Source organism: Embleya sp. NPDC127516 (genome assembly GCF_044765325.1).
GTDB lineage: Bacteria > Actinomycetota > Actinomycetes > Streptomycetales > Streptomycetaceae > Embleya.
The window spans coordinates 30,766-53,706 of record NZ_JBIWJT010000017.1 but is presented as its reverse complement, the minus strand read 5'-3'; the positions used below and the strand labels follow the sequence as shown (position 1 = coordinate 53,706).

Below are 22,941 nucleotides of genomic sequence, written 5' to 3'. Positions count from 1 at the left end.
GTCGGGCACGGACACCCCCGTCGGCATGCCCGCAATCGGCCGGCCCGGTGTCGAAACCGTTGACAGCTCCGGGCCGTTGCGGTTTGGGTGGGCGCGTTGCTGTCCGTTTCGTGAGCGACCGTGGGTCGTTCGGGGGAGGGGATCGGTCATGGCGCGTTTTCGTGAGGGGTATCGCGGCGAGGGGCCAGGGGCGTTCACGCCGGATGGGTGCGCCGTGGACATGTACGACCGCCTGCCGGCGCGTGAGGAGCCGGAGATGATCGCGCTCGGCGCCCGTGAAGGGGCACGCACTCTGCTCGAACTCGGTTGTGGGGCCGGGCGGGTGACCCATGCCTTGGTCGAGCGCGGGTGGGAGGTCACGGCGGTGGACGAGTCGCCGGAGATGCTCGATCGGGTGCGCGGGGCAAAGACCGTACTGTCCACGATCGAGGACCTGCGGCTCGAGGAGCGCTTCGACGTGGTGTTGTTGGCGTCCTATCTGGTGCACACGGTCGAGCCCGAATTCCGCCGGGCGATGCTCGACGCCTGTCGGGCACACGTCGCCGACGACGGGGTGGTGCTGATCCAGCGCGAAGGAATCGGCTGGCACGACCAGTTGCCCCGGATCAGCCAACACCCCGACGGTTCCGTGAACATCCTCAGCTCCGAGCCGATCGGAGACGGGGTGCGCGCGGTGCGCATCGAATACGAATTCCAGGACGCTCACTGGGTACACGAGTTCCGCTGCCGCCCGCTGACAGACGCTGAGTTCGAGGCGATATTGGCGGAGTCGAACCTGGTGGTGGACGGCCACCTGGACGAACTCCGCACCTGGGCACGGGTGTTGCCCACCAACTGAGCGCGCTTCCGACGAGCCGGTCCACGAACCGCTCGGCAGATATCCCACCGTCGACGCGTAGCCGGTGGGTGAGGTGGCTGCCGATTCTCGGCCACCCGCCCCCGGCTTCCCGCAGCGCCGGCGACTGCTCTCGCCTCAGGCTCGCGACCAGAGCGGGTCACGACAAAGCGCCCGCCCCGGCCGAGGCCAAGCGCGAGCGCGAGCGCGGATCGGAATCGCGATGCGGGGTGCGCGGAGATGCGGGGTGCGCGGATAAAAACCTACGAGGTGGGCTCCCTGCGCCGGCATTGTCCGGATCAGGTGCTAGGGGTCGCCTTCCGGTCCTTTCGACCTTCCGGCCTCTCAGCCTGGCCCTGCGACCTTGGCCCGAGCAGTGCTCCTTGCTCCAAAGCCGTCGGTCAAGCTCCCTCGCTCGCCCCGTAGGCTGATTCCATGATATTCACACATTAATCGGACAACAAGGGGTTTGCCTGATGAATCTCGGATGACCCGGAAGCGGACCGCAGGTCGGGCGGTAGGAGCGGGCCGCTCGTACCCTTGATCGTCACCCCGCAATCCGTCGAATTCCGGTTCCACACAGCGCAGTTCACCGCTCCCCTGCCCCATCCCGGCGTTCCGTCGCCGCCGCTCCGCACACCTGAAGCCGACCGCCCGCCAGGGTGATTTTCTTCGGATCGGCCGCCCCGGCCGCACACCGTGGGCGTGGGCCACAGCCACGTCGTAGCGGCCGATGCCGCGAATATCCTCGACGTACGGGGACGTCAGGGTCCCGAAACGCCTTCTCGCGGGAGGGGGAGCGAGCCGCGCGGGCGCGGCGGTCCCGGCGCGGCCCTCGTCGGACGCGAGGAGGTCCGCGGGCCACGCGTCACGGGATCGTGGGGCCTCCACCGGGTGCGCGGTTGCGGATGCCGGTGAAGTGCACCGTGACCGCCCGGCGCGCTCGCTCGGCGTCGCGAGACGCGACCGCCTCGTACACCTCGCGGTGCTGGGCCGCGACGTCGGACGCCGACTCGCCGATCGGCGGCAGGTCGGCGGCGAGCCGGTCGTAGGCGTCCCAGAACGCGGCGAGCAGACGCAGCATCAGGTCGTTGCCGAGCGGTCGGTACAGCGTCTCGTGGAACTGCCGGTCCGTCAGGGGGGAGACCTCGCCCGCCTCCGCCTCCCGGGCCATGCGTTCGGCGACCGCGCGCAGGTCCGCGAGGTCGCCGGCGTCGGCGATCTCGACGACCTGTCCGATCAGACCGGACTCGAGGGCCTGGCGCACCTCGATCAGCTCGGTGATGCTGCGGCTGTCTCCCGTCGGCGCCAGGCGGCCGTGGAAGGACAACTCGTCGACGAGGGCGCCGAGCGACATGCGTCCGACGTAGGTGCCGAAGCCGTGCCGGATCTCCACGATGCCGACCGCCTGGAGGGCCTTGAGCGCCTCGCGCACGGAGTTTCGGCTGATCCCCAGAAGTTCCATCAGCTCGGTCTCGGTGGGCATGGAGTCCCCCGCGCCCAGCCCGCGCTCCAGGATGAGTTCCTTGATCTGCTCCTGTACGCCGTTCTTGCGCTTGCCGCGCACCGTCATCGTGTCCCCCATCGCCGGGTCCGCCGTTGCGGAAGTCACCGTATCCACCGCCAGACGGCCGCGTGCCGCCCGGCGCCGTCACCGCGAGTGATCGGGACGAACCCTTGACCGCGTCGCGGATGACCTCCTACTGTCACCCCCAGCCTAGACGTAGGACGTCCCTCATCCCACGTCGGCTGTCCCATTGTCCTACGGTTGTTCCCGCGTTTCTCGCGAACCGACGGAGAAACCCGGCACATCAGACACGAACAGGAGGCGTCGTGGCCGAGTCCCGCTCACCCGCCCGGGCCCTGGACCGCCGGCAGTTCCTCAGGCTCTCCGGAGCCCTGGGAGCCGCGACCGCCCTGGCCGGCACCCTCGCCGCGTGCGGCCCCGCGTCGACCAACACCGGCAACGCCGACAAGGGCGGCGGCAAGGGAGGCGGCAAGGGGACCATCGACGCCGGGCTCTCGTACACCCTGAGCACCGGCTTCGACCCGATGACCGCCTCCGGCGCGCTGCCGGTAGCCGCCAACCTGCACGTCTTCGAGGGCCTGGTCGACCTCGACCCGGTCACCCGCAGCCCCTACGCCGCGCTGGCCGCCGCGATGCCGCGTCAGATCGACGCGACCACCTGGCAGGTCACGCTGCGTCAGGGGGCGACCTTCCACGACAGCTCCCCGGTGACCGCCGACGACGTCGTGTTCAGCTTCACCCGGATCCTGGACCCGGCGAACAACTCGCTGATCAGTCAGTTCCTGCCGTTCCTTCGGGAGGTGCGGGCGGTCGACGCGAACACCGTCGAGTTCCGGCTCTCCTTCGCGTTCGCCCTGTTCGGCGAGCGCATATCGGTCGTCAAGATCGTGCCCAGGGCCGCCGTGCTCGCCGACCGGCAGCGCTTCGACGCGCTGCCGGTGGGATCGGGCCCGTACCGCATGGTCTCGGCCACCAAGGACGACCGGATCGTCTTCGCCGAGCACACCGCGTACAACGGACCCAAACCCGCGCGAGCCGCCGGGATGAACTGGCTGCTGCTCGCCGACGCCTCGGCTCGGGTGACCGCCCTCGACTCGAACCGGGTGCGGGTGATCGAGGACGTTCCGTACATCAACTACGCCCAGGTCAAGAAGGCCCACCGAGCCGACTCGGTGCAGAGCTTCGGGCTGCTGTTCCTGATGTTCAACCTCCGCCGCAAGCCGTTCGACGACGTGCGGGTGCGCCAGGCCCTGCATTGGGGGCTGGACAAGGACAAGATGATCGCCACCGGGCTGCTCGGCAACGCCACCCCCGCGAGCAGCTTCCTCCAGGAGAGCCATCCCGACTACCGGCGCGCGGCCGGCGTCTACGGCTACGACCCGGACCGGGCCAAGAGGTTGCTCGCCGAGGCGGGCGTGAGCGGACTCGACGTCACGCTCGTGCTCACCGACACCGCGTGGGTCAAGGACGTCGCGCCGCTGATCAAGGAGAGCTGGGACGGAATCGGCGTGCGCACCACACTCGACATCGGCCAGTCCGGCGGTCAGTACAAGAACAAGATCGACAACGGCGAGTACCAGGTCATGGCCGCGCCCGGCGACCCCTCGGTATTCGGCAACGACGTCGACCTGCTGATGCGCTGGTGGTACGTGGGCCTGTGGGCCGACAAACGCCACATGTGGTCCCAGACCCCCGAGGGCCGGCAGGCCAGGACCCTCCTGGACGCCGCCGCCGCGGAGTCCGACACGGTCAAGCGCAAGGAACTGTGGGGGCAGGCGATCGACCTGGCATCCGTGCAGGTCCCGCTCTACCCGGTCTTCCACCGCAAACTCGCCACCGCCTGGAACGACAAGGCCCTGACCGGATTCCGGCCGCTGCCCACGACCGGCCTGTCCTTCCTGGACAGCGCCCCCGCGTAGCGCCCGGTCCGCGTCGCGGCCCCGCGATGCCGTGCCGCCTCCCCGAGCCGACCGTGGCCGCCCGAACGGGCGGCCACCCTCCCAGCCCATCGAGAGCCCCATGACCACGATCCTGCGCCTGGCCGGCAGACGGCTGCTCACCCTTCCACCCCTGCTCCTGGGGATCACGCTGTTCGTCTTCGTGGTCCTGCGGTTCTCGCCCACCGACCCCGCGTACAACGCGCTGGGCGAGGGCTCCTCCGACGCGGCACGCGCCGCGTACGCCGCCGAGCACGGGCTCGACGACCCACTCGTGGTCCGCTACTTCGCCTTCCTCGGCGATCTCCTGCACGGCGACCTGGGCGTAACCTCGCCGCCGAGCAAGCCGGTCGCCGACGCGATCTTCACCGCGCTGCCGCTGACCCTGCAATTGACCTTCCTGGGCATGTTGTTCGCGTCGGTGGGCGCGCTGCTCCTGGGTGTGGTCGCGGCGCTGTACCGCGACCGTTGGCCCGACCAGGTGATCCGGGTGTTGTCCATGGCCGGCGTGGCCACACCCTCGTTCTGGCTCGGTATCCTGCTCATCCAACAGTTCGCGCTGCGGCTCGGCTGGTTTCCCACCGGCGGCTACGTCAACCCCGTCGACGGCGTCGGGGCCTGGTTCCAGAGCCTGTTCCTGCCCGCCGTCGCGATCGCGATCCCGGTCGGCGCGTCGCTGACCCGGATCGTGCGCACCTCGATGGTCGAGGAACTCGATCGCGACTACGTACGCACCGCCGCCGGCAACGGCCTTCCCCCGCTGGTGATCGTCGGCCGCAACGTCCTGCGCAACGCCTTGGTCACCCCGCTGACCGTGCTCGGACTGCGCGCCGGCTACGCGTTGGGCGGCGCCGTCGTGATCGAGACCATCTTCGGCCTCCCCGGCCTGGGCACGCTCATCCTCAACGGCGTCACCTCCGGCGACGTGGCCGTGGTGCAGGGCACCGTGCTCGTGATCGCCGTCGTCTTCGTCCTGGTCAACCTGACCGTCGACCTCGCCTGTCTGTTCGCCAACCCTCGTACCAGGGAGGCCTGATGATGCGTCAGGAGCTGGTCGCCCGACTCACCGGCCCCGGGATCCGCCTACGCCGGCTGCGCCGCCTGCCGCTGCCCGCGCGTATCTGCTCGATCGCGCTCGTCCTGCTGTGCCTGGTGGCACTGCTCGCACCGTGGATCGCCCCGCACGACCCGCTCGCCACCGGCACCCCGGCGCAGGGCCCGTCGGGCGAGCACTGGTTCGGAACGGACCGAGCCGGCCGCGACGTCTTCTCCCGACTGCTGGTCGGCGCCCGCTGGTCACTGGCCATCGGACTGGGCGCAACCGCACTGGCCCTGGTCCTCGGCGGCCTGATCGGCGCACTCGCCGCGACCTCGCGACGGTTCGTCGACGAAGGCGCCATGCGCGTGCTCGACGTGGTGATGGCCTTCCCCAACGTGGCCCTGGCCGCCGTGTTCGTCGCGGTCTTCGGCAGCTCGCTGACCGTGCTCGTGTGCTCGATCGCCTTCCTCTACACACCCTCACTGGCCCGGGTGGTGCGCGCCAACGTGCTCGCCCAGTACGGCGAGGACTACGTCGCGGCCGAGCGCGTGATCGGCGCCCGTCGCCCGCACATCCTGATCCGCCACGTCGCGGTCAACTGCGCGGCACCGATCCTGGTCTTCGCCACCGTCCTGGTCGCCGACGCCATCGTCTTCGAGGCCAGCCTGTCGTTCATCGGCGCGGGCGTGCCCGACCCGGACCCCTCGTGGGGTTCGGTGATCGCCTACGGCCGCACCCTGGTGCTCACCGGCGGCTGGTGGGCCACGTTCTTCCCCGGCCTGCTGATCCTGCTGACCGTGCTGGCGCTCAACGTGCTCGCCGAGGGCATCTCCGACGCGTGGGCCGCACCCTCCGGCCCGGCCGGTTCCGACCCCGTCGACGCCGAGCGCCGGACCGCCCGGATCGAACCCCTCGACCCGCGCGCCCGCGCCGATCTCGACGCGCGCCTGGCCGAGGCCGCCGCACACCGGCCGGCCCGCACCATCCCCGACGCGGAACCCCTGCTGTCGGTACGCGGGCTGTCGGTGCGCTTCCCCGACCGACACGGCGGCGTACGGATCGTCGACGGCGTCGACTTCGACGTACGCCCCGGCGAGACCGTGGGCCTGGTCGGCGAGAGCGGCTGCGGCAAGAGCCTGACCAGCCTGGCCGTGATGGGCCTGCTGCCCAAGGGCGCCGAATCCGGCGGCGAGATCCGCTTCGCCGGCCACGACCTGTCCACGATGTCACCGCGCCGACGCCGCCCGCTCCTGGGCCACGAGATCGCGATGGTCTACCAGGACGCCCTCAGCTCGCTCAACCCCGCGCTGACCATCCGCACCCAACTCACCCAGCTCACCCGCCGGGGCGGCACCCGTACGCCCGCCCAACTCCTGGAACTGGTCGGCCTCGACGCCGCACGCGTCCTGCGCAGCCACCCCCACCAGCTCTCCGGAGGCCAACGCCAACGCGTGCTGATCGCGATGGCGCTGTCCCGCGACCCGCGCCTGATCCTCGCGGACGAGCCCACCACCGCGCTCGACGTCACCGTGCAGGCCCAGATCGTGGACCTGCTCGTGCGCCTGCGCGACGAACTGGGCTTCGCCCTGGTGCTGGTCTCGCACGACCTGGCCCTGGTGTCCTCCCTCGCGGACCGCATCGTCGTCATGTACGGCGGACACGTCGTGGAGACCGGCCGCACCGGGGAACTGCTGCGCGCACCCGAACACCACTACGCGCGCGGCCTGCTCGGCTCGGTGTTGTCCCTGGAAGCCGGCGAGGAACGCCTGCACCAGATCCCGGGCGTGGTCCCGCCCCCGGCCGAGTTCGGCCCGGGCTGCCGCTTCGCCGACCGCTGCCCGGCGGCGAGCGACCTGTGCCACGACACCCGCCCGGCGCTCACCGGCGCCGTCCACGAACACGCCGCGGCCTGCCACCACCCCGCCACGCCGCTGACCGGAGCCGCCCGATGAGCGACACGACACTCGTCCCCACCCCCGCGAGCGGATCCGCCCCACCCGCGCCGATCGTGCTCTCCGCCCACGACGTGGCCGTAATCCACCGCGTGAACAGCGGCAGACTGTTCACCCCGGCACACCTGCACGCCCTCGCCGGCGCCGACATCCAGGTGCGCCGCGGCGAAGTCCTCGGCATCGTCGGCGAGTCCGGCTGCGGCAAGTCCACCCTCGCCCGGGTCCTGGTCGGCCTCCAGAAACCGACCACCGGCAGCGTGCGCTTCCACGACCGGGACCTGTGGGAGCTGCCCGCCCGACGCCGCGCATCCGAATTCGGCAGCGCCATCGGCATGGTCTTCCAGGACGCCTCCACCGCCCTGAACCGACGACTGAGCGTACGCCGAGTGCTCCGCGACCCACTGGACGTGCACGGGCGCGGCACCCGGGCACAACGCGAGGCCCGGGTCGCCGAGGTGATGGACCTGGTGGGCCTGCCGCCCAGTGCCGCCGACGTGCTGCCGGGACAACTCTCCGGCGGCCAACGTCAGCGAGTGGCCATCGCCCGTGCTCTCGTCCTGGAACCGGAGGTGATCGTCGCCGACGAGCCCACCTCCGCGCTGGACGTGTCGGTACGGGCACAGATCCTCAACCTGCTGCGCGACCTCAAGGACCGCCTCGGCCTGGGTCTGGTCTTCATCTCGCACGACATCCAGACCGTGCGCTACCTCGCCGACCGGATCGCCGTCATGTACCTGGGTCACGTGGTCGAGGAGGGCCCCGCGAAGCACGTCGCCGGCGCGCCGCGCCATCCCTACACCGTCGCCCTGTTCTCCGCGACGCCCAGCCTGCTCACCGAGACGCGACGCGTCCCGCTGACCGGGCCGCTGCCCTCGGCGGTCGACCCGCCGAGCGGATGCCCGTTCCGGACCAGGTGTTGGAAGGTGTCCGACACGTGCGCGCGCTCACTGCCCGAGCCGCGCGAGGACCGGACCGGACACCTCTTCCGCTGCCACCACCCCATGTGACCCACTCGCTCCCCCGATCCCGCGCTCGTCGTGGAATCTCGCGTCGGACCCGCGTCCCTCGCGGCCCCGCCATGCCCGAAATCCCCCGCGCCCACTCCGCACCTCCAGGAGCTCTGACCGCATGACCCCGTCGCCGACCGCACTTCGCGGCGTCGTACCCCCCGTCTGCACGCCCCTCACCGCCGAACTCGAAGTCGACACCACCTCGTTGGAGCGGCTGATCGCCCATCTGCTCGACGCCGGCGTGGACGGCCTGTTCGTCCTCGGCTCCACCAGCGAGGTCGCCTTCCTGCCCGACGCCCACCGTGCCCGCGTCCTGGAGGTCGCCGTGGGCACCGTCGCCGGCCGCGTCCCCGTGGTGACCGGCGTGATCGACACCGCCACGCTCCGAGTGGCCGACCACGTGCGGGTCGCCGAGAAGCTCGGCGCGGACGGCGTCGTCGCCACCGCACCCTTCTACACCCGCACCCACTCGGCCGAGATCGACGCGCACTTTCGCATGTTGCGTGCCGTCACCGACCTTCCGGTGATCGCCTACGACCTGCCGGTGTCGGTCCACAGCAAGCTCGGCACCACGCACCTGGCGACGTTGGCCCGCGACGGCGTCATCCAGGCGGTCAAGGACTCGAGCGGCGACGAGGGCGGCTTCCGCAGGCTGCTCCTGGAGACCGCCGACGTCTCGGGCTTCACCCTGCTCACCGGCTCCGAACTGACCGTCGACACCGCGTTTCGTATGGGCGCGCACGGCGTGGTCCCGGGCCTGGGCAACGTCGACCCGCACGGATACACCCGACTGCGAGACCTCGCCGCGGCCGGCGACTGGGACGCCGCGCAAGCCGAACAGGAGCGCCTGATCGCCCTGTTCGGCCTGGTCGACGCCGGCTCACCGGACCGCATGGGCCGAGGTTCGTCGGCGCTGGGCGCGTTCAAGGCAGCCCTGCACGCGCTCGGGGTCATCGACTGCCCCGTGACCGCGGCCCCGCAGATCCCGCTGAACACGGCGGAGATCGCCGTCGTACGCGGGCATCTGGTCCGGGCCGGTCTGCTCGCGGCATGACCGTGCCCGGATGGCCCCGAGTCGGGGTCGACATCGGCGGCACCAAGATCGCCGCCGCCCGGGTCGAACGCGACGGGACCGTGACCGACCGACGTGTGCGCGCGACGCCGGCCACCTCGGGAGCCGACCGCGTGCTCGCGTCGGTACTCGACCTCGTGCGCGAACTCGCCCCGGGGACAACCTTCGTGGGCATCGGCGCACCGGGCACCGTGGACGTGCGGACCGGGATCGTCCGCTCCGCGACCGACCTGCTCCCCGGCTGGGCGGGCACCGCGATCGCGACCGGGGTCCAGGCCGCGACGGGCCTTCCGGCGTTGGTCGACAACGACGTCAACGTGGCCGCCCTGGGCGAGCTCCGCCGCGGCGCGGCGGCCGGTCACGCCGCCATCCTGTACGTGTCGGTCGGCACCGGCGTCGGCGGCGCCCTCGCCCTCGACGGCCGCGTCGTACGCGGCGCGCGCGGAGCGGCCGGTGAGGTGGGCCACCTGAGCGTGGCCGGCCCGGCGAGCACTCGGCGCTGCGCCTGCGGGCGGATCGCACACGTGGAGGCGGTCGCCTCGGGGCCGGCCATCGAGGCCGCCTATCGCGGCCACTCCACCGGGCCCGGGCCGGAGCTGCGCGAGATCGCGCGCCGCGCGGCCGCGGGCGAGGCACGGGCGCGGGAGGTGATCGGGCACGCCGCCGCCGTACTGGGCCGCACCCTCGCCGGACTCGTCTGCGTCCTGGATCCGGACCTGTTGGTCCTGGGCGGCGGCGTGACCGGGATCGGCGATGACTTCATCGGGCCGCTCACCGACGCGCTGCGCGCCGAGGTGCTGCCACCGCTGCGCGAACTTCCCGTGCGGACCGCGACGCTGGGTCTGGACGCACCGCTGATCGGCGCCGCACTGTTGCCCGAAGACCTGGCATTTCCCCTGAACAGCAAGAAATCGGAACGGACTTGACAGTGCATCACATCCTCGAACGGCTGCGCGGCGGCCTGATCGTCTCGGTCCAGGTCCACCGGCCGGACGACCCACTGCGCGATCCGGCGATCATGGCGGCCATCGCCCGCGCCGGGGTGGAAGGCGGCGCGGCGGCGATCCGCTGCGGCGGCATCGGTGGCGTCCCGGACGTCGCGGCGGTGTGCGCGGCCGTCGACGTGCCCGTGATCGGGCTGTGGAAGGACGGCACCGAGGGCGTGTACATCACGCCGACCACGGCACACGCGAGAGCGGTCGTCGCGGCGGGCGCGCACATCGTCGCGATCGACGGCACCGACCGGGCCCGCCCGGACGGCGGCACGTTCGCCGATGCGGTGCGCGCCGTCCACGAAGTCGGCGCGCTCGTCTTGGCGGACGTGGCCACCGAGGCGGAGGCCCAAGCCGCGGAGCACGCCGGCGCGGACGCGGTGGCGACCACACTGGCGGGCTACACCCCCCACCGTGCGCGCACCGAGGGCCCGGACCTGGCCCTGGTGGAGGCCGTGGCCGCCCGGGTGTCCGTCCCGGTGATCGCCGAGGGCCGCTACCACCGCCCCGTCGACGCGGCCGCCGCGATCACGGCGGGCGCCCACGCGGTCGTCGTCGGCACCGCGATCACGGTGCCGGCCTGGCTCACCGCGACCTTCCGACGGGCGCTCCCCGCACGCTGACCGGTTGCACGCTGCCCGGCCGCATGACGAGGCGGCCGACGCGCGGCCCGGCACACGCCGCGGTCCGCGCGCCGGTCCGGGATACGGCCGACACCTCAACGCGCGCGCTGTCGCCGGAGGTCGAGGGCGTCGACCCCACCGGGGCAGGCCGCGCCGGAAACGGCCGAGCGACATGTGGGGTGCCTCCTCGTCCCGGCTCGCCCGCCGCGGCACTTCGGTCGGCGGACCTCCATGTCCGAGGGCCGGGGGCTGAGTCCGGACACTCGAGGCGCTGTTAGGGTTCCTGAGTTCCGATTGCTCGGGCCGGGTTCGATCCGGTCGTCCTTTGGCTCCGGGAGGCGGATTCACGGTGCCCGCGTGGTCGTTGGAGTTCGGGTGGGGACTCGCGCAGGTCGTGTTCGCCTGGGTGTTCGCGTTCGTGGGCATGTCCTTGGCGGTGAAGGCGCGTTGGTCGCGGTGGACCTGGTACGGCGTGGTCCGCTCGGTGGTCACCACCGCAACGACCCTGTTCCTGGCCTGGCGCTATGGCTTCGAGCCGCACGGGGCGCGCGAGTTCCTGATGCTCGTGGCGAACAAGTACGCGGCGATGGCACTGGTCGCCGCATCGCTCGTGCCGCTGCTCGGCGTCGTGATCGTGTCCCTGGCCCGGCCCGGCGAACGGTGGAATCGTGCGCGTCGGCTGGTGTGGAGCAACGAGGGGATCGGCCCGGTGGCCACGGTGCCCGCTCTGGTCCTGGCCGCCGCCGGCGTGTTGCTCGCCTGGACGCAGGTGGTGGCGGACCTGGGCGGAAACAGCCCGCTCCGGATCCCGGTGATCATGATCCTCGTGCCGCCGACGGTCGGATTCGCCTTGACGGTGCCGGTATTCGCGGTCGGCTCGGTGTTCAACGCGGGCAACGCGCATCCGATCCTGCCCCCGCTGGCAGCCCCGTTCATGATGATCGCGGCAGTCGTGGCGGGGCGTGTCTCGGACGGCATCATCGCGACCCCCGAAGCCGTCCAGGACGTCGTCTCGATCGCGGCCGTCGGCGGCGTGAGTGCTTTGAGCATGTTGGAGATTCAACGTCTACGCGGCGCCGGCCGCGGCTTCCGCAGCAGCGTGGTCTAGGCCGGAACCGAACGAAGTCCACAGCGTCGACGTCTGCGGTGGGACCACGCGGCGGGGCTGCGTCGCTCAGCCCTGGGGCGCGAGGCGTTCCAGGAGTCGGTCGCGCTGCTGGGCCCCGAGGCCGCGGACCCGGCGGCTCTCGGAGATCTGCAGTTCGGCGAGGAGTCGGTCGGCGCGTACCTTCCCGATGTCGGGGAGCGATTCGAGCAGCGCGCGGACCGGCATCTTGCGAACGGCCGGTGAGTCGGTGGCCAACACCTCGCGCAGCGACACGCGGCCGCGCTTGAGCGCCTCCTTCACCTCGGCTCGTTCCCTGCGGGCGGCGGTGGCCGCCTCCAGCGCGGCCCGGCGCTGATCGGGACTGAGTTCGGGCACGGCCATCGCAATCTCCTCGTGTCGTGTACCGGAATGAGCCCATCATGGCGGCACATCCACAGCATTGACCAGCGCCTTTCCGAACGACAACGCGGTCTTGGCCCTCGGCCGCCCGATGCCCTCGACGCGCACCACCGATCGCGTGTGTCGCCGGTGCCCGAACGGGGCCATCCTGTGGTTCTCTCAGGCAGCCGATCATCGGGACCAGCCCGTCGGAGCAGCCGGCCCGATCACCGGGACGGTTCGAAGACAGCTCTCCAGGCCCCTCGCGGAGGATCCGACCGGCTTCATGACGGCGACACGGACGAACACCGACGGTAACTCGCGGGCAGTTTGGCGCCCAAGCGGTCCTCCAGCGCGTCGACCTCCCGAGGAGCGGCCCCATCCACCCCCAGCCACCGGGCTCGGCGGATCTCGTCAGGGAACGGCTCGACCCGCTCCTGCTCGTGCAACACCGGGTCGAGCCACTCGTCGCTCCAGCGCCGCAAGAGATCGCGCCACGCACAGGAGGCCCCGTCATCGCGGCTTCGAACGTCCTCCACGCCGCAATCGTGGTAACGGACGGAGACACCCACCGCGGATCGGCTTCTCCCACTCAACGGACCCCTCACCAAACGGGGTTGAGACTCGAACCGAGCAGCCGCGCGGAAAGCCACCCCACATCGAGCACGACGAAGCGGTGGCCGGTGAGCTCGGATCCGTCGCAGCCCGGCCCGGTCGGGGGCGGCCCGGTCGGGGGCGGCCCGGTCGGGGGCGGCCCGGTCGGGGGCGGCCCGGTCGGGGGCGGCCCGGTCGGGGGCGGCCCGGTCGGGGGCGGCGGTTTCGCGCGTGGTGTCAGACGATTTCAGCTACGGACGCGAGGGGCGGTGTTCCCCCTCGGCATCGCTGCTCCCTGTGCTCGTCAGAATCGCGCTCGCGACAACGTCGAAGAGGTGGTCGGCGCGTGGCGCGAGCGGGGGTTGATCGCCGAGCCACGCGAGCGCCGCTACCAGCGCGAACAAATCGGCGCCGTCGATATCGCTCCGTGCCATACCCGCGGCCTGGGCGCGGGTGAGGAGTCGTGCACCGGCTGCGCGCAGCGTGACGCACGAAGCATGGAGCGCGGATTCGGTGTCCCCGATGGCGGCTGCCATCAGCACGGTCACGCCCCGATACTCGGTTGCCCACGCCACGCAGTCGCGCAGCCACGAAACGAGAGCGTCTTCGGGTGAGTTCGACGTCTCGAGTTCGGCCGCTTTTGCCGTCAGTTCGTCGAACCTCGTGCGGAGCAGGACCTCGAGCAGCGCCTCGCGCGTCGGGAAGTGCCGCAGCAGTGTCGCGAGCCCGACATCGGCCCTGCGTGCGATGTCGCGCAGGGAGACGTCGACGCCCTGCTCGGCGATGGCGGTGCCCGCTACTGCGAGCAGGTGGTCGCGGTTCTTCCTGGCGTCGGCCCGCATCTGCCCCTCTTGACTATCCGGATCAGTGGTCCATATATTCGGATCAGTGGTCCACTTATCTGGATCGCTGATCCGAATGAGCCTATACCGCAGCGCGGGCAGGAGAAACGATGCCGACACACACGATGAGGGCGGTCCGGCTCCACGAGCACGGCGGCCCTGAAGTTCTGCGCTACGACGAGGTGCCGATTCCCGAGCCGGGGCCGGGCGAGGTACTCGTTCGCGTGCACGCGGTCGGCATCAACCCCCCTGACTGGTACCTGCGCGACGGGATGTCCAACCTGCCTCCGGAGACGAGGCCGAAGATCAGCTTGCCCGTGATTCCCGGAACGGACCTGTCGGGCGTCGTCGAGGCCGTCGCCGCGGATGTGGACGGCCTCTCCGTCGGCGATGAAGTCTTCGGCCTCCTGCGCTTCCCGAGCTTCGATGGCAGCACATATGCCGAGTACGCGGTAGCGCCTGCATCGGACCTCGCGCTCAAGCCGGCGGGCATCGATCACACGCAAGCCGCCGCGACGCCCATGGCCGGGCTGACGGCGTGGCAGTTCCTGATCGAGCTAGGACACGATCACCCGTCGCCCTTCCAGGCGGCGAGACATCGTCCGGTGCCACTCGACGCCGACGTGAGGGTGCTCATCAACGGCGCCGCGGGGGGCGTGGGGCACTTCGCGCTACAGCTGGCGAAATGGAAGGGGGCCCATGTCATCGCGGTGGCATCCGGCGCGCACGAGTCGTTCCTGAGCGACCTCGGCGCAGACGAGTTCATCGACTACACCAAGAGTCGTCCCGAGGAACTCGTACGCGACGTCGACCTGGTTCTCGACACCGTCGGCGGCCCCGACAGCAAGCGCTTCCTGCGCACACTCAAGCGCGGCGGCTCCCAGTTCCCCGTGTTCTTCGGCGAGTTCGACGAAGAGGAGACCGCAAAGCTGGGCGTCACGGTCACAGGTACCCAGGTCCGCTCGAACGGCGCGCAGCTCGCCGAACTGGGACGCCTGCTCGACACGGGCACGGTCCGCGTCGCGATCGACAGCACGTTTGCGCTCGCGGACGCGCGAGCAGCGCACGAACGCGCCGCCCGAGGGCACATCCGGGGCAAGATCGTACTCACGGTCGCTTAGGAACAGGCCATTTCACGGTCACATCCGACGCTTGCCATCGGGGCACCGGAGCCGTCGAGACGCCGACGCGGAAACGTTGGGCGCTTTGGCGACCAGGCTTCGGCGACCAGGCTTCGGCGACCAGGCGGCGGCGATGCTCGCTGTGGCGAACCGAGCGAACCCGTGCGGTCGCTCGGTTCGCCACAGGAGGCGGGGCCGCGTACATCACCGCCCGGCCGGCACACAGCGGGCCGGCCGTGCGAGCACGAGCGACCCTTCGGCTCAGGTCCAGGTGCTGAACCACATGCGGTCCAGCCACGCGCTTCGACCGATCGTCTCGCCGGTGAGGATCGGATGGAAGTACAGGAAGTTCCACGCGATCAGCGCGATGATCGCGACCACGCCGGCGGCGCCCCACGCGCGTCGCCGTTCGCCGGTCCCGGGTGGGCCGAGCAGCGCGCCGAGCATCATGGTCACCGCCAGGCACAGGAACGGGACGAACACGACGGCGTAGAACAGGAAGATCGTGCGCTCTTGGAATGGCATTCACGGCAGGTAGACCGCGCCCAGTCCGCACACAGGATCGCGCCCGCGCGCCAGTCCCGGCGGCCGGCCCAGCGGAAGAGCAGGTAGCCGACCGCGATCAGGCCGGTCCACCACAGCAGCGGCGTGCCGATGCCCGGCACGGTCTGGTAGCAGTCCTGCTCGGCGCAGCCGGCCGTGCCCCGGTGCACCGTCTCGTTGTACCGAATCGAGCCAGTGACCAGGCCCACCCGCGCGGCTCGGGACGTGCGGCCCTGGGAGTGTCGGGGAACTCCGCATCCCCCTGCGGTAGTTGCTTGCGGGTCGGCTGACCGGTCGCCACGTCACTCGTCACCCGGGCATCGTATTGATGTACGAACCAGCCGATTGCCCCTGCACAACGTCCTGATCCGCGGAGAAGCAATGTCGGGCGAGACGCCCGCGCCATGAAGTTGCGGTTGCCGCTGCCGTTGCCGTTGCCGTTGGCGCTGCCGCGCCGTTTGCCGCGCCGTTGCCGTTGTCGACTGGCGGCCGGCCACGAATGCGCCGCCGACGAGGTCCTCGCCTCCCCCGTGCACCGCGTCCCCGGCATCGCAGAGCCGTCGGATGACCCGCCCGAGGGCGGTGTTTCAGCCCCCTTCGAGTTCCCGGCGCACGGTGGCAGCGATGCGGGTGAGTGCGGTCTCGAGGTGGCGGCGTTGCGCGGCGGTGAGCGGATCGAACACGAGTCGTTTCACCTGGGCGACGTGTTCCGGTGCGCTCTCGACGAGTTTCTGCCGGCCGGCGTCGGTCAGGGTGGCGAGGGTGTAGCGGCCGTCGCCGGGGTCGGGCCGGCGGGCGACCCAGTCGCGGGCCTCGAAGCGGTCCATCGCCTTCGACAGGCGGGGCAGGGTGCTGTCGCAGAGGCGGGCCAGGTCACCGAGCCGCATCGTGGCCTCGCCGGCCGCGGACAGCCGGGCCAGGACCCCGTACTCGAAATTGGAGATGCCCGCGTCCCGCTGCAACTGGCGATCCAGGGCCGCCGGGAGGGCGATGACGACCGTCAGCAGCGCCTGCCACAGGTCCCGCTGATCGTCGTCGAGCCAGGGCGACTGAGCTTCCATGAGCCTCATCATACTTGCCCAAGCAAGCCACATCGCTTGCCTGGGCAATTGATATCACTTGCCCAGGCAACTCTTCATGAGCTACTTTCGAACTTGCCCAGGCAAGTGAAAATACTTGCCGGGGCAAGTGAAGGAGCTGATTCCGATGACCCCCACGAGCAGCACGGCCTCCCCGGAGGGCCCGACTTCTCCCCACCCGTCGCGCACACCGGCCGCGGCGTACGACGATCTTCTTGCCCGGGTCCTGCCACAGGCGCGCGAGCAGCTGAAGTGGAACCCCTCCGACGGGCCCCTGCCCAGCCTCTTCGTCAGCCACGGCGCCCCGTTCACCCTCGACGATCCGCAGTGGCTCGGAGATCTCTTCGATTGGGCCCGGTCACTGCCCAAACCTCGGGCCATCGTCGTCGTCTCGGCCCACTGGGAACGCGCACCGGTCGCGATATCCGGAGCCGCGGCCGGCACCCCGCTCCACTACGACTTCAGCGGCTTCCACCCCCGCTACAAGACCCTTCCCTACGCGACCCCCGACGCCGGCGATCTGGCTCGACGGCTCACCGGCCTGCTCGGCCGGACGCCGGTGCACGAGTTCGTCGACCGCGGCCTCGACCACGGCGCGTTCATCCCGCTCATGGCCATGTACCCCGCGGCCGACGTCCCGGTCGTGCAACTGTCGATGCCCAGCCTCGACCCCGGCGCCCTGCTCCAACTCGGGGCACGCCTGCGGCCGCTGCGCGACGAAGGCATCCTCGTTCTCGGCTCGGGCTTCATGACGCACAGCTTCGCCGTCTTCCGTCGGCCGGAACTCGCCGCCGACACCGCGGCCTTCGACCAATGGGCCGTCGACGCCCTCGCCCGGGGCGACGCCGACGCCCTCACCGACTACCGCAACAAGGCGCCGGGCGCCGCGGTCGCCCACCCGACGGCCGACCACTTCGTACCGCTGCTGCTCACCGTCGGCGCCGCCGACGACCCCGGCAGCGCCGTGAGCGCCATCGACCGCATCGTGATGGGCAACTCCACCCGGTCGATACAGCTGACCTGATCGCCCCGACGTGACCCACCTTCCCGCCCGATCGCCGCACCCGTCGGCGACGACATCAGCACACCCCGAAGGAAGTGCCATGAAGGCAATACGTTTCCACGAGTTCGGCGGCAGCGAGGTCCTACGCCACGAGAACGTCGACCGCCCCGTCCCCGGCACCGGACAGGTCCTGGTACGGGTGGCCGCCACCTCGTTCAACCCCGTCGACGACCACATCCGCGCCGGCGCCCTGGCCGAGATGATCCCGATCACTCTCCCGTACGTGCCGGGGATCGACCTCGCGGGCACCGTCGCCGAACTCGGCCCGGACGTCACCGGCCCACAGGTCGGCGACCCCGTCATGGCCATGCTGCCCCTCGACACCGCAGGCGCCGCCGCCGAATACGTCCTCGCCCCCGCCGAATCCCTGGCCCCCGCACCCCGCACGATCGAACTCGTCGACGCCGCGGCACTGCCACTGACCGGCCTGGCCGCCTGGCAGACCACCTTCGAACTCGCCGAACTCGAGCCCGGCCACAGCGTCCTGATCAACGGAGCCGGCGGCGCGGTGGGCAGCCTCGTCGTCCAACTCGCCGTCGACGCGGGAGCACACGTCACCGCGATCGACGCCCCGCAACACGCCGACCGCCTCCGCGGCTACGGCGCACACCGCGTCCTCGCCCCCCTCGACCTCGCCACGGACCCGGCCCCCGCAGGCGGCCCCTTCCAGGTCGTGATCAACCACGTGCGCCTCTCCCCGGAGGAACTCGCGCACCTGACACACCACGTCGCCGACGGCGGGGTCGCCGCAAGCACGGCCGGCCCCATACCCGAGGACCCCGCCCGGAAGGTGCGCAGCGCGAGCCTGTGGGTCCGCAGCGACGCAGCCCAACTCGCCGAACTGGCCGCCAAGATCGACGCCGGCACACTCCGCCTCCACATCGCCGCCCACCGACCGGCCACCGACCTGGCCACCGTCCACAACGACGCCCGCGCCGGACGACTGCCCGGCAAGACGGTGATACTCGCCCCCTGAACACACCCCCGACCACACCCGACCGGGCCGCCCGCCGTCCGCTCGCCCCACCGGCGGGCGGCCCGCAACCCCGACAGCAACCACACCCGCAACCCGTCGGCACCGGCGAAGCCACGCAGGCAGGCGCCTCGCACACGAGCCCGGCGCTGCCGCTCAAGCACGTTGCCAGGGGCGCTTCGGCGTCCCGGGCAACATCGCCTTCACTCGGGCTCCGGCCGCCCCGGAGTCCGAGTCATCTCGAGCGGCGCAGGTGCGGAGACGACCCCGGCGTTTCCCGGGTGGATCGCATAGCGGCCTTCGTCGCCGCACTGTTGGAACGGTAGACCGGCGACGCACCGCCCACGCACGCCCCGAATCCACCCGACCCCACTGAAACCCACAACCAAAAACCGGCCACATCACCAGATCCAAGCCACCGCCCCGGCCACCACCGGGGCCGCAACGAGAGCGCCGTGGGCGAGCGCCTGCCGCGCCCGTACCTTCGCCTTGCGGCTCTTGGCGGTACCCCACATGGCGGAGAACGCCGCAATCTGGCCGGCCGCCAGGAGCCACGTGACCGCTTTGGCTCTGAGCTTCCCGGCTTCGGTGTATGGGCCGTCGCAAGAGTTGTCGTCGTGCTCGCAGTTCCCGAACCACAGGTCCGCCAGGATGTGCCAGTCGGCGAAGAGCAGGACCGGCAGTCCGATGAGCGTCACCGCCAGCGGAACGCACCACCACCACTGCGGCCGACTCGCCGCAAAGCCCGCACCGTTCCGTTCGTCCAAGGCAGGCATGCTCGTTCAACTCCCCCGAGTCCGGGACACCCCCCAGCGCCCCTCGTGCCCCGACGGTACCGAACCGCGCCCACGAGCAACGAAGTCATGCACGAGTCAGTCAAGAATGACTCTGGCCCACATCCGGCAGCGACGACGTGTCAGGACACGGGCCTTGACCGCACCGAGCAAACGCATGGGCAGATAGGGGACCACATCGGCCTCGGACCTGGTCGAAAGGATCAAGGTCGACGAACTCGCCTTGCACCTTCGGACTTAGGCAGCCAGAGTTCGAACCCGGAACAGGCGCTCCAGACGGGTTCCCGACCGACGACCCGAAGTCCGTGCTCGGGTGGAGACCGAATCGGCCGAAGTGGTCCGGGTCATCGAGTACGACGACCATCGGGGCCGGAACGACCCGACAAGCGGGCGTACCTGCCCTGGCTCGGCGTCGGACAACCCAAGTCCACCCATTTCCTTGGCCCTCCCGGTGCAGGGTGACCCGAAAGAGGCGGCCTGGCTGTCCATCGGGTACGCGTCCTCGTCCTGCTCCGCCAACAGGCCCGACTCGGCGGGAACTTCGTACCGGAGCAACCCCTTCGGCCGCCGCACCTCCACTGGGCCCGGCCACTTGTCGATCACAACGCCAAGCTCTCATCATCCGAAACGTGTTGGGGTGATCGCGTGATCAGGCCCGGGACTGCTCGGCGGCCCCAGTCAGCCGAACCGGAATCCCGAAAGCCCGCACGACCCGGGTTCGATAAGGTCGCGTGCGCGAATCGACCAGGCTCGGAAATGGGTTCGCGCAGCGGTCATCGGCGTCCCGATCCCGAGCAGCGGGTCTCGCCCGCGCCGCCGAGGCGTCGCGGCCGCGTGGGATGGTACAGGGGGTTCGTCGATGTGCAACGTGGATCACGAAGCTGCCGCGATGGACGCGATCGCGAAGCTGGTGGCGGCATATCCGCACCTGACACAGGGGCCCTGTTCGCACCTCGCGTTGGCGGGGTGTCAGGACGTGGTGTGGTCGACGATCCCCGGCTGCCCGGAAAACGTCCCGGTCGTGCTGCGCGGTCTGTTGGACCCCGACGCGGCCGAGGAAGCCGAACGGGCACTGGGCTGGGTGGTGATGTCGGGTCCACTGAGCATGAGCAGGGCGATGCCGGCCGTCCTGCCGTTCCTGTTGCGCTTGGCGGCCGATCCCGAAGCGCCACGCCGGGACGAGCTGTTCGGCTTGGTGGTGGTGGCCGCCGCGCTGTGCGAGCCGACCGACCCCGACAACGCGAGGGCCGTGGCGATCGACGGCCGTGAGGAGGACCACCCCGAACGCGCCCTGTGCCGGGCCGCCTTCGTCACCGACGCGACGTGGGTGCGCCGACTCCTCGACGACGACACACTCCTGACGAGTGCCCCGCTGCACGACGACGAACGCGCGCACCTGCACACAGCCGCCGGGCTGTGACGGTCGGCCGCCCGGCCGCCACACCCGCGATCATTATCATCGATAGCTCGCGTTCTCGCCCACTGCGGCGGCGGCCGGGTTGCACGAGCATCGCACCCGAATGACCGGAGGACGGGAGCAGCGCCTGCATATCGACGACACGCGCGCATGGTGCCGACGAAAGCCGAGCTGACGAAACACATGCCACAGCATGCGGGCCAAGTTGTCCGCTTGTATCTGCGGACGAACCTGACGGCGCGGCAACCCGGGCCGTTGTTCGCTGCCTTGCACGCCGCCGCGCACCGCATCGCCGACCGCCACGGCTCGTTCCTCGCACTGGACTCGCCGCAGGCGAAACCGCGGGCCGGGGACGTGGTGCTCGTGGATGCAACGCTGATCCCGACACCCGACCGGTAGTTCTCGGCGTCGTCGAAGAATTACCACTTCTCGACGCACCTGCGGGTCCCGGTCCACGAGCAGGTCTTCGCCCGCATGAAGAACCGGAAAGCCCTCCGCGACTGCGGCCGCACGGGCGACGGGTCTTCTGCGCGGTCAGCGCGTCGCGCGCATGCACAACATCGCTCTCGCAGGCTGATCGGCCGTCAGGAAACCATCGCCATCGGGCACTCAACGAGTTTACGAGACAGCCTTTAGGCTCCGGCCATGCGAGAGAATGGGACAGGCCTGGTCTTGAGAGGCATCAACTACGACACCGGCACCAACTACTCCGGCAGCGGTCTGTCCCGTAAGCCGCTACCCGAGCACGTGGTCCGGCAGCACATGGCAGTCATCCGGGACGATCTGCACTGCACCTCTGTCAGCCTCTTCGGCACCGACATCGACCGGCTGACCGAAGCCGCCGGCGCAGCCCTGGCGCTCGGGCTGCACGTCTGGCTGCAGCCCCGCCTCGTCGAGGCTGGGCCGCAGGAGACGCTGGAGCACCTCGAGGCCGCCGCCAGGGCTGCGGAACAGTTGCGGCGGCAGTACGGTCGAGTAGACCTCAACGTGGGCTGCGAGCTGACGATCTTCGGCTCCGGCATCATTCCCGGGGACACTCACGCGGACAGATCTGCCAAGTTGGCCTCGGCGGAATGGTGGCCTCGTTTCTCCGAGTTCAATGAGCAACTCGACGACGTGCTCGGTCGTGCTCGCGAGGTCGCCCGGGCACAGTTCGGCGGCCGCCTGACCTATGGCGCCGGTCTGTGGGAGGAAGTGGACTGGACCCACTTCGACATGGTCGGACTGAACTACTACCGAATGGCCTACAACGACGCCGACTACGTCACCAACCTCAGGCGATTCCACAGCAGCGGCAAGCCCATCGTGATAACCGAGTTCGGCTGCTGTGCCTTCGATGGCGCTGCCGAGATGGGCCCGGCCGGTTACGGCATCATCGACTGGGCGGCGGATCCTCCCGCGCTGTCAGGCACGTTCACCCGCAATGAGCAGGTGCAGGCGGACTACCTGTCACAACAACTGGGAGTGTTCGCAGCGGAAGGCGTTTATGGCGCCTACGTGTTCGAGTTCATGGCGCCGAAGCCCCACTCTCTCGATCCTCGCTACGACTTGGACATGGCGAGCTTCGGCGTGGTCAAGGTCGTCGACGACGGCTGGGAACCAAAGACCGCGTTCGATGAACTGGCCAGGCTCTACAGCGCCCACTGACACCCTGAAGCACGGCGGCTGGGGGAAATGCTGCGCGGTCGGAACAAGCCCTCCCCCCGGTAGTGCCGGAAGCCGGTGATGTCAGCGAACCGCAAGATCCGTACGCACCCGCAGGATCCGTACGCACCCGGAGGATCCGTACGTACGCCGAGAACGGCAAGGCGTCGGTGCATCCCATGTGTGCCGCTCGACACCACCGCCGGGACACGTAACGCCTCACGCGGCTCCACGGATCGCCACTTCCTCCGACGAGCCCACGTCTTCGTTCACCGCCACGATCGCCCCGCCGTACGACCCGTCACCAACCTCCGTGGGCCATACACCTAGCCGTCAAGGAACCGGCCCCACGGCACCCGAGCGTGGACGAAACCGTCCCCAACCTCCACTATAACCG

Annotated in this window: 21 protein-coding genes and 1 riboswitch; of the genes, 15 read left to right on the top strand and 6 right to left on the bottom strand. The window is 70.4% G+C overall.

The window, feature by feature from the left end:
- Window positions 1-148 precede the first annotated feature (148 nt).
- A complete protein-coding gene (locus ACIRL2_RS30280; RefSeq protein ID WP_395861073.1) occupies window positions 149-838 on the top strand; it encodes a class I SAM-dependent methyltransferase in 690 nt (229 codons plus the stop codon).
- Window positions 839-1,094: 256 nt separating this feature from the next.
- Window positions 1,095-1,258, bottom strand: a riboswitch (TPP riboswitch).
- A 445-nt stretch (window positions 1,259-1,703) separates the two neighbouring features.
- Here ACIRL2_RS30280 and ACIRL2_RS30275 read toward each other — a convergent pair.
- Window positions 1,704-2,447 (bottom strand): FadR/GntR family transcriptional regulator, encoded by a 744-nt coding sequence (locus ACIRL2_RS30275; RefSeq protein ID WP_395861071.1) that lies wholly within the window; start codon window positions 2,445-2,447, stop codon window positions 1,704-1,706.
- 221 nt (window positions 2,448-2,668) lie between these two features.
- On the opposite strand from ACIRL2_RS30275, the gene ACIRL2_RS30270 reads away from it, so the two are divergent.
- From ACIRL2_RS30270 to ACIRL2_RS30235, 8 genes are all read left to right on the top strand, one after another.
- The gene (locus ACIRL2_RS30270; protein ID WP_402236201.1) at window positions 2,669-4,282 is read left to right on the top strand and encodes an ABC transporter substrate-binding protein; all 1,614 of its coding nucleotides are present in this window, start codon (window positions 2,669-2,671) and stop codon (window positions 4,280-4,282) included.
- A 100-nt stretch (window positions 4,283-4,382) separates the two neighbouring features.
- The gene (locus tag ACIRL2_RS30265) at window positions 4,383-5,336 is read left to right on the top strand and encodes an ABC transporter permease (protein WP_395861067.1); all 954 of its coding nucleotides are present in this window, start codon (window positions 4,383-4,385) and stop codon (window positions 5,334-5,336) included.
- Window positions 5,336-7,291 (top strand): dipeptide/oligopeptide/nickel ABC transporter permease/ATP-binding protein, encoded by a 1,956-nt coding sequence (locus ACIRL2_RS30260; RefSeq protein WP_402236199.1) that lies wholly within the window; start codon window positions 5,336-5,338, stop codon window positions 7,289-7,291. The genes ACIRL2_RS30265 and ACIRL2_RS30260 overlap by 1 nt, the downstream gene beginning before the upstream one ends.
- A 56-nt stretch (window positions 7,292-7,347) precedes the next feature.
- Window positions 7,348-8,298 carry an oligopeptide/dipeptide ABC transporter ATP-binding protein gene (locus ACIRL2_RS30255; RefSeq protein WP_402236439.1) on the top strand — a complete coding sequence of 317 codons (951 nt, stop codon included), beginning with the start codon at window positions 7,348-7,350 and terminating at the stop codon, window positions 8,296-8,298.
- 121 nt (window positions 8,299-8,419) lie between these two features.
- Window positions 8,420-9,355, top strand: coding sequence for a dihydrodipicolinate synthase family protein (locus tag ACIRL2_RS30250; RefSeq protein ID WP_402236196.1), 936 nt, complete (start codon window positions 8,420-8,422; stop codon window positions 9,353-9,355).
- The gene (locus tag ACIRL2_RS30245; RefSeq protein WP_402236193.1) at window positions 9,352-10,299 is read left to right on the top strand and encodes an ROK family protein; all 948 of its coding nucleotides are present in this window, start codon (window positions 9,352-9,354) and stop codon (window positions 10,297-10,299) included. Before ACIRL2_RS30250 ends, ACIRL2_RS30245 begins: the two co-directional genes overlap by 4 nt.
- A 2-nt stretch (window positions 10,300-10,301) precedes the next feature.
- Window positions 10,302-10,988, top strand: a complete 687-nt coding sequence (locus ACIRL2_RS30240; protein ID WP_402236437.1) for an N-acetylmannosamine-6-phosphate 2-epimerase — start codon at window positions 10,302-10,304, stop codon at window positions 10,986-10,988.
- A 349-nt stretch (window positions 10,989-11,337) separates the two neighbouring features.
- Window positions 11,338-12,096 carry a hypothetical protein gene (locus tag ACIRL2_RS30235; RefSeq protein ID WP_402236191.1) on the top strand — a complete coding sequence of 253 codons (759 nt, stop codon included), beginning with the start codon at window positions 11,338-11,340 and terminating at the stop codon, window positions 12,094-12,096.
- Window positions 12,097-12,162: 66 nt separating this feature from the next.
- On the opposite strand, the gene mihF is transcribed toward ACIRL2_RS30235, so the two are convergent.
- Both mihF and ACIRL2_RS30225 read right to left on the bottom strand, forming a co-directional pair.
- The gene (gene mihF, locus ACIRL2_RS30230) at window positions 12,163-12,477 is read right to left on the bottom strand and encodes an integration host factor, actinobacterial type (protein ID WP_402236189.1); all 315 of its coding nucleotides are present in this window, start codon (window positions 12,475-12,477) and stop codon (window positions 12,163-12,165) included.
- 842 nt (window positions 12,478-13,319) lie between these two features.
- Window positions 13,320-13,910, bottom strand: coding sequence for a TetR/AcrR family transcriptional regulator (locus tag ACIRL2_RS30225; protein WP_402236186.1), 591 nt, complete (start codon window positions 13,908-13,910; stop codon window positions 13,320-13,322).
- Window positions 13,911-14,020: 110 nt separating this feature from the next.
- Between ACIRL2_RS30225 and ACIRL2_RS30220 the strand changes: the two genes are divergently transcribed.
- Window positions 14,021-15,031 (top strand): NADP-dependent oxidoreductase, encoded by a 1,011-nt coding sequence (locus tag ACIRL2_RS30220; RefSeq protein WP_402236183.1) that lies wholly within the window; start codon window positions 14,021-14,023, stop codon window positions 15,029-15,031.
- A gap of 261 nt (window positions 15,032-15,292) precedes the next feature.
- Here ACIRL2_RS30220 and ACIRL2_RS30215 read toward each other — a convergent pair whose 3' ends face one another.
- Window positions 15,293-15,556 carry a hypothetical protein gene (locus ACIRL2_RS30215; protein ID WP_402236180.1) on the bottom strand — a complete coding sequence of 88 codons (264 nt, stop codon included), beginning with the start codon at window positions 15,554-15,556 and terminating at the stop codon, window positions 15,293-15,295.
- A 605-nt stretch (window positions 15,557-16,161) separates the two neighbouring features.
- The gene (locus ACIRL2_RS30210; RefSeq protein ID WP_402236177.1) at window positions 16,162-16,635 is read right to left on the bottom strand and encodes a MarR family winged helix-turn-helix transcriptional regulator; all 474 of its coding nucleotides are present in this window, start codon (window positions 16,633-16,635) and stop codon (window positions 16,162-16,164) included.
- Between the two features lie 145 nt (window positions 16,636-16,780).
- Here ACIRL2_RS30210 and ACIRL2_RS30205 point away from each other — a divergent pair, with 145 nt between their 5' ends.
- Window positions 16,781-17,677 carry a DODA-type extradiol aromatic ring-opening family dioxygenase gene (locus tag ACIRL2_RS30205; RefSeq protein WP_402236175.1) on the top strand — a complete coding sequence of 299 codons (897 nt, stop codon included), beginning with the start codon at window positions 16,781-16,783 and terminating at the stop codon, window positions 17,675-17,677.
- A 79-nt stretch (window positions 17,678-17,756) separates the two neighbouring features.
- Complete coding sequence (locus ACIRL2_RS30200) at window positions 17,757-18,692, top strand: NADP-dependent oxidoreductase (protein ID WP_402236172.1); 936 nt, start codon at window positions 17,757-17,759, stop codon at window positions 18,690-18,692.
- Between the two features lie 398 nt (window positions 18,693-19,090).
- Here ACIRL2_RS30200 and ACIRL2_RS30195 read toward each other — a convergent pair whose 3' ends face one another.
- Window positions 19,091-19,456: a hypothetical protein gene (locus tag ACIRL2_RS30195; protein ID WP_402236170.1), complete on the bottom strand. Its 366-nt coding sequence runs from the start codon at window positions 19,454-19,456 to the stop codon at window positions 19,091-19,093.
- Between the two features lie 916 nt (window positions 19,457-20,372).
- On the opposite strand from ACIRL2_RS30195, the gene ACIRL2_RS30190 reads away from it, so the two are divergent.
- From ACIRL2_RS30190 to ACIRL2_RS30180, 3 genes are all read left to right on the top strand, one after another.
- Entirely contained in the window at window positions 20,373-20,903 is a 531-nt protein-coding gene (locus tag ACIRL2_RS30190) for a hypothetical protein (RefSeq protein WP_402236168.1), read from the top strand.
- Window positions 20,904-21,050: 147 nt separating this feature from the next.
- Window positions 21,051-21,299 carry a hypothetical protein gene (locus ACIRL2_RS30185; RefSeq protein ID WP_402236165.1) on the top strand — a complete coding sequence of 83 codons (249 nt, stop codon included), beginning with the start codon at window positions 21,051-21,053 and terminating at the stop codon, window positions 21,297-21,299.
- A gap of 246 nt (window positions 21,300-21,545) precedes the next feature.
- On the top strand, window positions 21,546-22,547 hold the full coding sequence (locus ACIRL2_RS30180; protein ID WP_402236162.1) for a hypothetical protein: 1,002 nt from the start codon (window positions 21,546-21,548) through the stop codon (window positions 22,545-22,547).
- The last annotated feature ends 394 nt before the right edge of the window (window positions 22,548-22,941 follow it).

Coding starts and splice junctions, on each gene's coding strand:
- ACIRL2_RS30280 (WP_395861073.1), top strand. CDS start 149: ATGGCGCGTTTTCGTGAGGGGTATCGCGGCGAGGGGCCAGGGGCGTTC.
- ACIRL2_RS30265 (WP_395861067.1), top strand. CDS start 4,383: ATGACCACGATCCTGCGCCTGGCCGGCAGACGGCTGCTCACCCTTCCA.
- ACIRL2_RS30260 (WP_402236199.1), top strand. CDS start 5,336: ATGATGCGTCAGGAGCTGGTCGCCCGACTCACCGGCCCCGGGATCCGC.
- ACIRL2_RS30250 (WP_402236196.1), top strand. CDS start 8,420: ATGACCCCGTCGCCGACCGCACTTCGCGGCGTCGTACCCCCCGTCTGC.
- ACIRL2_RS30245 (WP_402236193.1), top strand. CDS start 9,352: ATGACCGTGCCCGGATGGCCCCGAGTCGGGGTCGACATCGGCGGCACC.
- mihF (WP_402236189.1), bottom strand. CDS start 12,477: ATGGCCGTGCCCGAACTCAGTCCCGATCAGCGCCGGGCCGCGCTGGAG.
- ACIRL2_RS30225 (WP_402236186.1), bottom strand. CDS start 13,910: ATGCGGGCCGACGCCAGGAAGAACCGCGACCACCTGCTCGCAGTAGCG.
- ACIRL2_RS30220 (WP_402236183.1), top strand. CDS start 14,021: ATGCCGACACACACGATGAGGGCGGTCCGGCTCCACGAGCACGGCGGC.
- ACIRL2_RS30215 (WP_402236180.1), bottom strand. CDS start 15,556: ATGCCATTCCAAGAGCGCACGATCTTCCTGTTCTACGCCGTCGTGTTC.
- ACIRL2_RS30210 (WP_402236177.1), bottom strand. CDS start 16,635: ATGGAAGCTCAGTCGCCCTGGCTCGACGACGATCAGCGGGACCTGTGG.
- ACIRL2_RS30205 (WP_402236175.1), top strand. CDS start 16,781: ATGACCCCCACGAGCAGCACGGCCTCCCCGGAGGGCCCGACTTCTCCC.
- ACIRL2_RS30200 (WP_402236172.1), top strand. CDS start 17,757: ATGAAGGCAATACGTTTCCACGAGTTCGGCGGCAGCGAGGTCCTACGC.
- ACIRL2_RS30190 (WP_402236168.1), top strand. CDS start 20,373: ATGGACGCGATCGCGAAGCTGGTGGCGGCATATCCGCACCTGACACAG.
- ACIRL2_RS30185 (WP_402236165.1), top strand. CDS start 21,051: ATGGTGCCGACGAAAGCCGAGCTGACGAAACACATGCCACAGCATGCG.
- ACIRL2_RS30180 (WP_402236162.1), top strand. CDS start 21,546: ATGCGAGAGAATGGGACAGGCCTGGTCTTGAGAGGCATCAACTACGAC.